The organism is Nodosilinea nodulosa PCC 7104 (genome assembly GCF_000309385.1).
GTDB classification, from domain to species: domain Bacteria; phylum Cyanobacteriota; class Cyanobacteriia; order Phormidesmidales; family Phormidesmidaceae; genus Nodosilinea; species Nodosilinea nodulosa.
Genome location: NZ_JH976538.1, coordinates 237,136 through 247,326, shown reverse-complemented (window position 1 = coordinate 247,326; position 10,191 = coordinate 237,136). Strand labels below are relative to the sequence as shown.

Sequence of the window (10,191 nt, the reverse complement as noted above, 5' to 3'; positions counted from 1 at the left end):
CAGATCGCGCACTACAAACTCTAGAATGCTATCGCCCAAGAACTCCAGCCGCTCGTAGTCAGGGCCATCGCCAGGATGCTCGTTGGCGTAGCTGCTGTGGGTAAGCGCCAGCGCCTGAGCGAGTCCATTTTCCCACCCCTACTAAAGCGAGTGACGAGGGCGTTACAACGGAAAGTATCCCCCGGAACAACGGTGGTGTTCGTCGAGAGTGAGCGCCAATTCAACTACGGCGGACAGCCCCGCCGAGAAACCGAGACTCGCTATTATATCGCGTCGTTTTAGAATCAGCGGAATCCTTTGCTCAGCGCATTCGGGGCTATTGGGGCGTCGAAAACAAAGTGCACCACGTTCGGGATGTGACCCAAGGCGAAGATGCTTCGCGCATCCGCATGCATCAGTTGCCGCAAATCTTTGCCGTCGCGCGTAACTTCGCGCTCAATCTCTATCGCTCCAACGAGTTCTCCAATATGGCTCAGGCTGAACGACTCTGCAAATTTGGCCTAGATACCCTCAAGACCATTTTTAGAATGAAATAGCCCTGGTAATGACGCAGCAACTCCTATTCTAAAAGAAGCTCTTAATGATGAAAGTTTCTATGTTCGCCTTATCACATCATTAGCATTAGCCAAAATTAGCAATGATGATGCTATTCCTGAATTAATCAATGCCCTTGCCAACGAGAATGCTGATGTTCGTACAGCTTCAGTAGATGCGTTAGGAGAGTTAGGTAGTGAATCAGCTATTTTCACCTTAACTAATAAGGCACTTAATAACAAAGACGCTGATGTACGATTTGAAGCGGCAAAGGCATTAGCTAAACTTGGTTCTGACGAAGGAATTAGTGAACTGACTCAGGCTCTTAGTCACCAGGAGAGATCGAATCATTTTGCAGCTATTAGAGCACTAGAAAATTTAGGTAATGAAAGAGCCCTTTCTGTGCTGACTACTACTCTTAGTCATGAAGACACTGATGTACGATTTGAAGCGGCAAAGTCATTAGCTAAACTTGGCAATGAAGAGGGTATTCATGTTTTGATAAATGTACTTAATTCAGGTGAAAATAAACTTTATACACATCAACAAGTTGATTTGGTAAGAGCATTGTCGCAACTAAAATCTGAAATAGTTCTGTTCGCATTAATCAATGCTTGTGAAAATGAGGATAAGGATAAGGAAGTTCGCCAAGCAGCAATGTTGGAACTAGCCAATTTAAGCAATGATATGGCTATCCCTAGATTAATTGCAGCTCTCAGGGATAAGAATGAAGACCCTTATCTCAAATTTATTGCAGCATGGTCATTGAAAGATCTGAATAGAGAAAAATTTATTTCTGAGTTGTTTAAGGCGTTTCAAGGTGATAATCATGATCTCCTTTTAAGGGTAATAGAATCATCAGGCCAAATGGATAATGAGATGGAAAACAAGCTGCTCGAAGCTCTCTATGGTGAAGGCCCTGATATTCGTAGAGAGGCGGCAGAAGCTTTAGGGCAAATGAATAATAAAGCAGCTATCGATTGGTTACTGGTAGCTCTTCAATATGGCCATGTAAAGGCTGGGCCAGCGTTGCAAAATATAAAAGGTGATCTTGCAGCCTATGCCTTGTCAGATCTTCTTACTTTAATACCAACCTCTTCTGGTCAAGATGCATTTCGTGCTCTTACTGCCATCCAAAACCACTGCCAGTTTTACAACTACGAAATCTTTAAAGACATCATCCCCCAAGGCAACACTATCTCCCTTTACGTTTCCTACGCTGCCGCTGACGAAGTCTTACAAATCCAATTAGCCAACCACCTCATCCTGCTTGAACGCCAGGGCGTCATCACTAGTTGGAGCAGTCACCAAATTCTCCCCGGCGGCGATCGCACCCAAACTATCCACCGGCAGATCAACACCGCCGACATCATTCTGCTGTTGATCAGCGCCCACTCCCTCGCCGACGACACCTGCTACCACCTCGAAATCCAGCGCGCCATGGAGCGGCACCAGTCCGGAATGTGTCAACAAAAATGAGACAGAAACTAAAAACAAATTAGTGTGGAACCGCCTGGCTGTTAGGAGCTGCTATCGGTGGATTGATCCAAACGGCATTGGGCACCACGGGTGGAGTGGGCGGATGATGGACAAAGCGCTCAGGATGGGCGAGATAAGCCGTGTTTAAAACGGCTTGTCGTTGCTGAGTGACGACGTCAGCTTGGCCTGAATGCATCACCTCAGGGGTCAATAGACCAATGCCCCCATGATGATGGACTTGGTTATACCAGGCAAAGAAGTGTTGGCAAAAGGCCCTGGCATCTTCGATACAGCCAAACTGTGTGGGAAACGTGGGCTGATATTTCAAGGTTTTGAATTGCGCCTCCGAAAACGGATTGTCATTGGACACCTGGGGACGGCTATGGCTCTTGGTCACGCCCAGATCAGAGAGCAGGAACGCGACCGTCTTCGAGGTCATTGACGTACCCCGGTCAGCATGGAGCGTCAACTGCCCCGGCTCAATGGCCTGCTTCTGACAGGTGAGTCGAATCAAGCGCTCGGCCAACGCGCCCGATTCGCGATGCGCCACCATCCAGCCGACGACATAGCGACTGAAGACATCGAGAATCACATAGAGCTGAAAGTACGTCCATTTTTGGTGGCTACGGAGCTTTGTGATGTCCCAAGACCAGAGTTGATTGGGCGCGGTGGCCAACAGTTCTGGCTTGGTATACGTGGGATGCTGGCGTTGCTGACGCCGGTCTTGGGTCTCGCCATCAGCGGCCAACAGTCGATACATGGTCCGTATCGAACAGAGGTAGATGCCTTCATCCAAGAGCGTGGCGTAGACCTCAGCCACCGAACAATCCATAAATCGTTCTGAATTGAGCCAGGCTAACACCTGCTGCTGTTCTGCCACAGACAGGGAGCGCTGCGGTTTAGGTCGAACCTTAGGGGCAGACGGCGTGGACGGGCTACGCTGACGATACAGGGTGGCTCGACTGACGCCTAACGCCAGGCAAGCCGGGGCAACGCCCACGTCGAGCGCCAGGGTCTCAGCAGCACGGTTCAGTCGGGCTCGTCGCAATGGATAGGACTCAGAGAGATCCCCATTAACTGCGAAGCTTTTTTTTGGATATCGATGATCAGTTCGGCCTGCTGCATTTTGTGGCGCAGCTGTTGATTCTCTCGGCGCAATTGCGCCAGCTCTTGTTGAACCGGATGCGGAATTGTGGCTTTGCAGCCCCGCTTATTATCGGCCAGCGCTTGCAGTTGCCCCTGTTGTCGCTGGTTGCGCCAGGTACTCAACTGCGATGAGTACAGCCCTTCTCGTCGCAGTAAGGCCCCGATTTGACCCAGCTCAGTGCACCGATCTGCAGCTTGTACCATCTCGAGCTTATAAGCGGCGGTGAATTGACGGCGGACAGGTTTTTCTAGAACTTCGGGATCTAGACGGGCGGCTTTCCCATTGTTTTCAGGATTCAAGAGCTGCGATTGCATAGAGTCTGACATGCGGGATAACCGTTCCTTCTACTCTAATTGGGACTGGCTAAGCTGTCTCATCTATTGTTGTCACAGTGGGGTCCGGACAGGCCCGCGTCATCCCCATATTGCTGCGCCCCGTAGACTGGCAGGGTGCTCTATTCAGCCAGCTCCCCCTGCTACCCAAAAACCACCAACCCGTCACCACCTGGCCAAACCAAGACGAAGCCTTTCAGGAGATTGCCGCAGGCATCCGCGAAACTGCGCTTGAATTGAGGCAAAACACCCCAGCCACAGGATAATAAGCCGACCACACCCCTAAAAAGACCAATGAGCTTCTCAGACTCTCGTAGCAACACAGTGCCCGTACAACGACCCAACGGCGCAACCATCAAATTCGAAGGCACCCAGGCTGGGCGAGAAGACGTCAGCTTTGACCCCAAGCAGTTTCAGCTCGTCGCCGATGCGATTCTCCGCTGGAGCAACTAACTCAGCGCAAAGTGCTGCGTGAATGACGGAAGAAACTTGTTTAGTCCTGCTAAGGTGCTGCTGTGTTCTGACAGTTAAGACTGCAGCCCCACTAGTGCCTGAGTGCCTGAGTCGGAGCATAGTTCTGGGAGCCATGGTGATAGCAGTGGTGAAGGACCTCTGGTCTTATCCCGTTTAGAAGAGTTTTTTGTTACCGCCCCAGGTCAGAGCACCTTCATCGCATTGAGAGGTTCTGATGGCAGATTTACTTGATAGCCAGACAATTCACCCAATTCATCCTCATGCGGCAGGCATCGATATCGGCAGTGAGACCCATTGGGTCAGTGTAGGAGCGGGGACAACTTCCCCATCAGTGCGTAAGTTCGGTTGCTTTACGGCTGACTTATATGCCATGGCGGCTTGGCTCAAAGCATGCGGGGTCACGACCGTGGCGATGGAATCGACTGGGGTCTATTGGATCCCAGTCTTCCAGATTCTTGAGACGCAGGGCTTTGAGGTGCGCTTAGTCAACGCCCACTCTGTCAAAACAGTCCCAGGCCGGAAGAGCGATGTCCTTGACTGCCAGTGGTTACAACAGCTTCATAGCTATGGCTTACTGTCTGGGTCATTTCGACCGGAAGACCAGGTTTGCGTGCTTCGGAGTTACGTGCGACAGCGAGAACGCCTGACTCAGAGTGCCAGTGTCCATATTCAACGAATGCAGAAGGCATTGGTCGAGATGAATCTGCAACTGAACCGCGTGGTGAGTGACATCACCGGGGTCACCGGGATGCGGATTATCCGTGCAATTTTATCGGGAGAACAAGACCCTGAACGGCTGGCGACCTTAAAAGACCCCCGAGCCAAGCGCAGTGTCGCTGAGATGGCAGCGGCACTGCACGGCGATTATCGCGCTGAACATCTGTTTGTCCTGCAGCAAGAAGTGCAGCTATACGACATTTACCAAGAACAGATTCAGCGATGTGACCAGCAGATCGAGCAGTGTCTGGCTCAATTCGAGAGTCGACCCGCATCGGATGAGCCGTTGCCGCCTAGACCCAAGGGACGTAAACCGAGCCGCAGTGCCCCTGCCTTTGACTTACGGGCACATCTCTATCGCATTAGCGGGGTTAATTTTACCCAAATTGACGGTCTTGAAGCCCTCAGTGTGCAGACGATTCTCTCAGAAGTGGGCCTAGACCCGACCCGATTTCCCTCAGTTAAGCATTTTGTCTCCTGGCTCGGGCTATGTCCTGGCAGTCGTATCAGTGGCGGTAAAGTTCTGAGCTCGAAGACTCGCAAGGTGAACAATCGAGCGGCGACCGCCTTCCGCATCGCAGCCCATTCGCTAGCGAATAGCCATACTGCCCTCGGAGCATTTTATCGACGTATCCGTTCTCGTCTCGGAGCACCCAAGGCCATCACTGCCACGGCCCACAAGCTAGCACGGATCTTTTACCGTTTATGGGTCACCGGGGAGCGCTATGAAGACCCAGGGGTGGACTACTATGAGCAGCAGTACCAGCAGCGAGTGCTCAAGAACTTGGAGAAGCGGGCAAGTCAACTGGGCTTTCAGCTCACCCCTGTGGCTGCTTCGCAAGAAGTTTCTTAGAAGAGGCTACGCCAAAGAGGGGTCGTGCAAATGATCGCCACCCCCATTCAAAACGCCCGACCCAAAAAAGCGACCGTAAAATTTGGCATGGAGCTGGCGATTGAGTCTGGGCAACTGACCGCCGTGATCGTCAAAGGCTCTGGCAAAGCCAACCTAGAAATCACTCTCGAATGGGAACGATCGGACAAGGGTGAGTCCTGAACCCGCCAAAAACCCGACTGCTGCAAGCTTGATGGTGAGGTTAGACATCCCTGACTGGGTTCCGCCTACCCCTTCTTACCGGAGACCTCCCTTGCTTCTAAGGCCTCCCTCAAAAGCATTTCAACCACAAACGTAAACGATCGCTGCTCTCTGTCTGCGATCGCCTGAATGGCTTCCCTCATGGGGTCTGGCAGGTAAATGCTGGTCTGTCGCTTCTGGGTAGTCATAGCCACTCTATCTAGCTCTAGAGCAAGCCTAGGTGAAGCGTTGCGACTAAGGGTAATCTACTCTAGATTAGGGTAGATTAAGCTAATATGGATAAGCATATCCGCTGGTCAAGTCACCTCAGCCTTGTTTGGCGGCCAGGCTGATCTTCGCCAGCACCCAGGAGTTGCCCTTCCTATGGTTCAGCCCTTCCCACGCCAGCGATCGCACCAGCTTCAGGTCATCCACCGAGCCTCCTGGTATGCCCTCAACCCTGGCCATCTGCACCTCCCGCCAGCGACGGAATTGCCCGCCGCATTCCCCCAGGTCGAAGCGCCCCGCTTTCACTACGGCGATCGCCTCCGCTGGATTCCCCATGGCAACGCGACCGATTGGGGCTTAGTCATTGGCCGGTTCTACAGCTACGCCCCCCACAGCCGCCGCTGGCAGTGGTGCTACCTGGTCTGGCTCGATCCTGTTTCCCCCAGTGCCGCCTGGGTCAGAGCCGATATCGCATGGGAAGACGACCTCGAACCTTTCGATGAGGAGGCTACCCGATGAATCCTCGCCCCCTTTCTCCTCGCGAGCAGCATCTGCTTGACCGGTATAGCTACTGCCAACTGGGCATGACGCCCCAGCGGTTTTACGCCAAGTGGCAGGTCAGCCAGGAAGACATGGCCGCGATCTGCTCCCGTTCGGTCTCGACGGTGCGGGGCTGGTTTCGCAAAGGTCGCAGCTATCGCCGCCCCACCCCAATTGACCTGCGCCATCTAGCCCTGATGGATTTTTTGCTCGACAACTTTGACCAGATTCCAGCCGACCTGCGGCATGCCCTCTGCAACACCGAAGACAAAGACGAGCACACCTAATCCAAGATTGTCAATATCACCGTGCTCTGTTTTGGCAAATCTCCTCTGGCTAGGGTGGCATCAACTGCACCGCATTAACGCATCAGGGAGGACAGTCGCATGAGCCAAGGGCACCGAATCATGGCTGATATCAAACGTATCCGGGCGGCGCTGGCAACGCCAGGGCAAGGCTCGTATCGTCTGCAAAAGCTGCCTCGGCAGGCCGTTTGGCTCGTTCACTGTAGAAACAGTAAAGTCTACCGGCTAACCTTCCAGCCTGCACCCATCAACGCATGGACTCTGCATCCCCCTGATCGAGAGGCCTCTGAGCTGTTGGGCAAGATTGAGCAAGCGTTAAGGCCCAGCGCCGCCAGTGCTGGGGAGAGCGTGCAGTCTTACCTAAGGGATACTGCCAGTGAGCAGGAGACTCACTCTTTGGAGAGCCAGCAGTACTCTTCATCTGCTGCCTACGATGTGGACTCTCCTACGGCCTATAACCAGCTGCTCCATCCCTGGTGCGTTGTTCAACTCCTCCCCCACATGCAGCGGCGCACCGTGGCCCGGTTTCGGCGTCGCAATGATGCTGATGCCCATTTGAAAGCCATGCGGCGGCTGAGCCCCTCAGCTCAGTACACCGTTATGTTTGATCCTGCTCCATCCAGCCCCTGCTTTACTCCCGAGGGGCCTGAAGAGGTGTTTGCTTGAGATCTATGGGTATCGCGCCTGCGTCATAGGCGGTTAGATTTTTCCATAGCCGATCTCGCTGCCATAACCGCATTGAACAGAGAAGTCCAATACAGGCTAAGAACCGGGTAAAGAGAAAGAGTGTTTATCCTTTGGGTACTCACCCTAGTACCTGACGGACTCCGTGATCACCGCTGTGGCAACCAGGCAGCCCATCAACACAAGGGCACGGGGTAACAAGTGCTCTGCGGCGATCTCGATCACCTCTGTAATGACCGTACACTCCAAGACAAGCGCCACGATGTAGGCGATCGCACAGCCTGCCAGAGCCAGCAAGAAGTATTTCACAGCTTTGAACGTCAATTCTAAAATCCACCTGCGCGGCTCTTGCTGTTTCATGAGGTTAGCCTCCGCTAGGGTAGGGGCTTGACCAAGAGCGTCAGACCGTCACGGTCTACCACCTCGACTGGGGCACCGGGATGCAGGTCGCTAGAAGCATCGGGCTGAAAAAACCGGGCGGGCCAGTAGGAAGCCTGAAAGCAGACGCGCCCTGGGGTTGAGGGGGTAATGGTGCGCTCGACAATGCCTCGACCTTGAAAGGTGGTCAGGTCAGAGGATGAGGACAGGGTAGAAAGCGTCATGGGAACCTTCCTCCGAAGGTAAAGGGACGAAGCGGGTGGGGAACCCCTGGTCAGACCGACTGCCCAGGGGCGAAACGAGCTAGAGATTGAGCAGGGCATTGCCGTGGATAAAGGCGGATTGTTGATCGCCAGGAACGGCCATCCACTGGTTGCAGCCCATATCCCAGACTTCGCCGGTAACGGTGACTCGGGTGCCTACGGCTAAGTCGGTGATGACCGCCCCCTCAAAGCCGTAGCTCGACCGCAGAGGAGTCACCGTAATCACCGCCGCCGGGTGAGACTGAGCGGGGTCAAGGGGCACCATTTCACCGATGCGGAAGCCATCAGCCCAGGTGACTTGGGGACAGAGATCGGCCACGAGCGGCGCGGTTGACTGGGCGATTTCGATGGGTAGTTGGGGAGCCGCAGAAGAGACCTGAGCGGCTCCGACTGGCATTAGGGCTAAACAAGCAATTCCTAGGTCGATTGGTTTTGGCATGACGTTGTACTGAACTCAACATGAGGTCAGTAAACAAAAGAAGCCGGAAATCTCTCAGGAAACTTGGGTGGGTTAGGAGAAAGTTGGCAGAAATTTTGGCCGCACCTGATACCGTTTCTGGTAACCCCTATGGGGCAAGCACTCTAGCGGCTGGGCAGGTCAGGGAAAGATCGCGTATTATCGATGCATTCCCTGAGAACTTTCCCTTAACTTTCCAATTGTGCTGAATCGTCATCTACCCGCCTGCCGCCATGAGCCGTCGTCAACGTGGTGTGGTCTTGACCGATCGCGGTAAGCAACGCCTGGAAGCTGCGATCGCATCTGCCCAAGACCAGGAAAAATATGGCGCTCGCTTCACCCAGCTGGAACTGGAAGATCGCGTTGGCTGTAACAGGAAGACCATCAAAAAAATTCGCGAGAGTCTAGGGCCTTGTGATGAACCTTATATCCATGCACTATTCAAAGCGTTTGGCCTTCAGCTAGAAGCACCTGACTATGGCTATCCCGAATTGAGCTCCCTTGTTAAAGCTAAGTCAGGAAGCGAACAACATATCTCGAATCTGGAGGAAAGCCGAAGGATTACTGCCTCTTATATTCCTGCCAAAGAAGTCCACGAATCCACAATCGTTGCCACCACAAGCTTAGAAGCCAATAGCTTTTTGCATAATCAGAGAATTAAAGAAATAAAAGAAAAGTGCTGTTCTAAAATTTTACAACTTTATAATGAAATTCAATTGCTGAATCGCTTTAGAGTTGAAATAGATCGGATTTATGTCGACACGTTCATTCTCGAAGGTCTTACGTCTGACTTTTTTGCTACTATTCCAGATTTGCTAAAGCTGAAAGATCCTAAGAATTCTTTTGACCGCCTAGGAATAGGTTCTCGAAAAGAACGCTTGCCGGGACTCGATGTGGCAAAGAAGTACCCTAGACTGATGGTGTTAGGGAAGCCTGGGTCAGGCAAAAGCACTTTTCTAAGATTCCTTGCTGTTTTGTGCAGCCGAGGAGAAGTTCTTGAAGGCAAGATTCCTTTATTGATCGAACTAAAACATCTAGAAAATACTGAGAAAGTCGATGTCAAAGATCAAATCCACAAAGAATTAGGTCTCGAAGATAGGAAAGAGGCCGAATCCATTTTAAGTGAGGGAAAGCTTTTACTTTTGCTTGATGGTCTAGATGAGGTGTCTATCAAGACAAGGAGAAAAATTCAGAAGGATATAGAAATCCTTGCTCAGGACTACCACAAAAATCGATTAGTCATTACCTGTAGAACTCAAACGACAGAATTCATTCTAGATAAGTTTACTTACATTGACATTGCCAATTTGAGTCCTGAGAGGGTGTTTGAAAAGTCGGTCCGTGGGTAAAAAAGCTCACTCCGTGTAAGTTGCAGATAGAAGTCAGCAATGCCGGAGTGAGACGATGAGTAAAGACTACCCCAGCAATTTAACCCGTGCCCAATACGACCTGCTGAGTGACTTGCTGCCTGAGGCCAAACCAGGCGGACGACCCCGCAGCGTGGATCTGTGGGAGCTGCTCAATGCCATGATGTATCTCCTGGTAGAAGGGTGCCGTTGGCGGGCCTTGCCGGGAGACTTT

Annotated in this window: 16 protein-coding genes and 1 pseudogene; 11 read left to right on the top strand and 6 right to left on the bottom strand. The window is 52.2% G+C overall.

Going from position 1 to position 10,191, the window contains the following annotated elements; genetic code table 11:
• A pseudogene (locus tag LEPTO7104_RS40740) lies at positions 1–108 on the bottom strand (ribonuclease III); the annotation flags it as partial.
• Here LEPTO7104_RS40740 and LEPTO7104_RS40735 point away from each other — a divergent pair.
• The 3 genes from LEPTO7104_RS40735 (at position 76) to LEPTO7104_RS0129360 (ending at position 2,013) form a co-directional block, all read left to right on the top strand.
• Entirely contained in the window at positions 76–282 is a 207-nt protein-coding gene (locus tag LEPTO7104_RS40735) for a hypothetical protein (protein WP_155523988.1), read from the top strand. The pseudogene LEPTO7104_RS40740 and the gene LEPTO7104_RS40735 sit on opposite strands and share 33 nt — an antisense overlap.
• Positions 283–356: 74 nt before the next feature.
• Entirely contained in the window at positions 357–536 is a 180-nt protein-coding gene (locus tag LEPTO7104_RS36035; protein ID WP_155523987.1) for a hypothetical protein, read from the top strand.
• Between the two features lie 25 nt (positions 537–561).
• The gene (locus LEPTO7104_RS0129360; protein ID WP_225887136.1) at positions 562–2,013 is read left to right on the top strand and encodes a HEAT repeat domain-containing protein; all 1,452 of its coding nucleotides are present in this window, start codon (positions 562–564) and stop codon (positions 2,011–2,013) included.
• 19 nt (positions 2,014–2,032) lie between these two features.
• Here LEPTO7104_RS0129360 and LEPTO7104_RS0129355 read toward each other — a convergent pair.
• A protein-coding gene (locus LEPTO7104_RS0129355; protein ID WP_225887004.1) for an IS3 family transposase occupies positions 2,033–3,474 on the bottom strand; the annotation gives its coding sequence in 2 pieces (ribosomal slippage) (positions 2,033–3,096 and positions 3,096–3,474; 1,443 coding nt in all).
• A gap of 342 nt (positions 3,475–3,816) precedes the next feature.
• Here LEPTO7104_RS0129355 and LEPTO7104_RS42610 point away from each other — a divergent pair.
• The 3 genes from LEPTO7104_RS42610 (at position 3,817) to LEPTO7104_RS36030 (ending at position 5,737) form a co-directional block, all read left to right on the top strand.
• Positions 3,817–3,945, top strand: coding sequence for a hypothetical protein (locus LEPTO7104_RS42610; protein ID WP_017302150.1), 129 nt, complete (start codon positions 3,817–3,819; stop codon positions 3,943–3,945).
• Positions 3,946–4,180: 235 nt separating this feature from the next.
• On the top strand, positions 4,181–5,536 hold the full coding sequence (locus LEPTO7104_RS0129335) for an IS110 family RNA-guided transposase (RefSeq protein WP_040697955.1): 1,356 nt from the start codon (positions 4,181–4,183) through the stop codon (positions 5,534–5,536).
• A 24-nt stretch (positions 5,537–5,560) separates the two neighbouring features.
• Positions 5,561–5,737 carry a CU044_2847 family protein gene (locus LEPTO7104_RS36030; protein WP_264308818.1) on the top strand — a complete coding sequence of 59 codons (177 nt, stop codon included), beginning with the start codon at positions 5,561–5,563 and terminating at the stop codon, positions 5,735–5,737.
• A gap of 65 nt (positions 5,738–5,802) precedes the next feature.
• On the opposite strand, the gene LEPTO7104_RS40715 is transcribed toward LEPTO7104_RS36030, so the two are convergent.
• Complete coding sequence (locus LEPTO7104_RS40715; RefSeq protein WP_017302147.1) at positions 5,803–5,964, bottom strand: hypothetical protein; 162 nt, start codon at positions 5,962–5,964, stop codon at positions 5,803–5,805.
• 175 nt (positions 5,965–6,139) lie between these two features.
• On the opposite strand from LEPTO7104_RS40715, the gene LEPTO7104_RS0129315 reads away from it, so the two are divergent.
• The 3 genes from LEPTO7104_RS0129315 (at position 6,140) to LEPTO7104_RS36025 (ending at position 7,494) form a co-directional block, all read left to right on the top strand.
• Positions 6,140–6,502 (top strand): hypothetical protein, encoded by a 363-nt coding sequence (locus LEPTO7104_RS0129315; RefSeq protein ID WP_155523984.1) that lies wholly within the window; start codon positions 6,140–6,142, stop codon positions 6,500–6,502.
• Entirely contained in the window at positions 6,499–6,810 is a 312-nt protein-coding gene (locus LEPTO7104_RS0129310) for a hypothetical protein (protein ID WP_017302144.1), read from the top strand. Before LEPTO7104_RS0129315 ends, LEPTO7104_RS0129310 begins: the two co-directional genes overlap by 4 nt.
• Positions 6,811–6,930: 120 nt before the next feature.
• Positions 6,931–7,494 (top strand): hypothetical protein, encoded by a 564-nt coding sequence (locus LEPTO7104_RS36025; RefSeq protein WP_155523983.1) that lies wholly within the window; start codon positions 6,931–6,933, stop codon positions 7,492–7,494.
• A gap of 144 nt (positions 7,495–7,638) precedes the next feature.
• On the opposite strand, the gene LEPTO7104_RS0129300 is transcribed toward LEPTO7104_RS36025, so the two are convergent.
• From LEPTO7104_RS0129300 to LEPTO7104_RS0129290, 3 genes are all read right to left on the bottom strand, one after another.
• Positions 7,639–7,872: a hypothetical protein gene (locus LEPTO7104_RS0129300; protein WP_017302142.1), complete on the bottom strand. Its 234-nt coding sequence runs from the start codon at positions 7,870–7,872 to the stop codon at positions 7,639–7,641.
• A 14-nt stretch (positions 7,873–7,886) separates the two neighbouring features.
• The gene (locus tag LEPTO7104_RS0129295) at positions 7,887–8,114 is read right to left on the bottom strand and encodes an NfeD family protein (protein WP_017302141.1); all 228 of its coding nucleotides are present in this window, start codon (positions 8,112–8,114) and stop codon (positions 7,887–7,889) included.
• A 79-nt stretch (positions 8,115–8,193) separates the two neighbouring features.
• The gene (locus LEPTO7104_RS0129290; protein WP_017302140.1) at positions 8,194–8,550 is read right to left on the bottom strand and encodes a hypothetical protein; all 357 of its coding nucleotides are present in this window, start codon (positions 8,548–8,550) and stop codon (positions 8,194–8,196) included.
• Between the two features lie 293 nt (positions 8,551–8,843).
• Here LEPTO7104_RS0129290 and LEPTO7104_RS0129285 point away from each other — a divergent pair, with 293 nt between their 5' ends.
• Both LEPTO7104_RS0129285 and LEPTO7104_RS36020 read left to right on the top strand, forming a co-directional pair.
• Positions 8,844–9,959, top strand: coding sequence for an NACHT domain-containing protein (locus LEPTO7104_RS0129285; protein ID WP_040697952.1), 1,116 nt, complete (start codon positions 8,844–8,846; stop codon positions 9,957–9,959).
• Between the two features lie 55 nt (positions 9,960–10,014).
• Positions 10,015–10,191: transposase (locus LEPTO7104_RS36020; RefSeq protein WP_040697948.1), on the top strand; the 177-nt coding region annotated here is incomplete at its 3' end.